Source organism: Serratia sp. HNCC26DJ244 (assembly GCF_057180565.1).
In genome coordinates this window covers 1-715 of sequence record NZ_JBXUGO010000093.1, presented here as the reverse complement: position 1 = coordinate 715, position 715 = coordinate 1, and the positions used below count along the sequence as shown (strand labels likewise).

The window sequence follows — 715 nt, the reverse complement described above, 5'->3', positions numbered from 1 at the left end:
GGCACCGGCGGTAATGGCAGCGATACTATCCATGGCTTCCATGTGGGTAACGTGGTGACTGACGGTGATGCGGACCTGATTGACCTGAGTGATCTGCTGGACTATAACGGCTCAATCTCTTTCTTCCAGGATGATGGCAAGATGGAATTGGACTACTCTTCCCAAGGTATTCTTAAGTACCTGAAGGTGGAGAACGTCGGCTATGACACGGTGATCAGTATTGATCGCGATGGTTCAGGCAATGCGAACGCCTTTACCTATGCTATTACGTTGGCTAATGTCCAGACTGATCTGGCAACGTTGTTGCAAAATAACCAAATTATTGTCTAATCAATAAGATGGGGGCCCACAGAGGAAACACTGTGGGCTCTTTTGCATAGCTGATCAACAGATTACAGATGACCTAATTAAGGGTGATGACAACGCCAGCAATTTATTGATATTGATGGATGAGATATCGCCCTGCATGGAGATTTTAATGAAAGCTCTTGGTAATAAATTCAAGTACGCCACTATCGTGTCATTAATGTTAGCCAGCGGATGGTGTTCTTTGCCAGCTTCTGCGCAGGAGGGACTCCCTGGTGGGCATAACAATACGGTGTCTACGGTGTTAGATGCCAATGGGCAGACCGGTGGTTCAGGGACCATTGCAAACGGTTATCGTCCTGTCGGGGAGGTTGTGCCGGAGTTGTCGCAAATTGTCTTCTACTATCCT

The 715-nt window shown here is 47.4% G+C and carries 1 protein-coding gene and 1 pseudogene; both read left to right on the top strand.

Annotation, left to right across the window (positions count from 1 at the left end; translation table 11 throughout):
• Positions 1 to 330, top strand: a 330-nt coding sequence (locus tag AC2A06_RS18725) for a type I secretion C-terminal target domain-containing protein (RefSeq protein ID WP_484381282.1), incomplete at its 5' end; no start/stop codon positions are given.
• A 148-nt stretch (positions 331 to 478) separates the two neighbouring features.
• Positions 479 to 715 (top strand): annotated as a pseudogene (locus AC2A06_RS18720) (hypothetical protein); the annotation flags it as partial.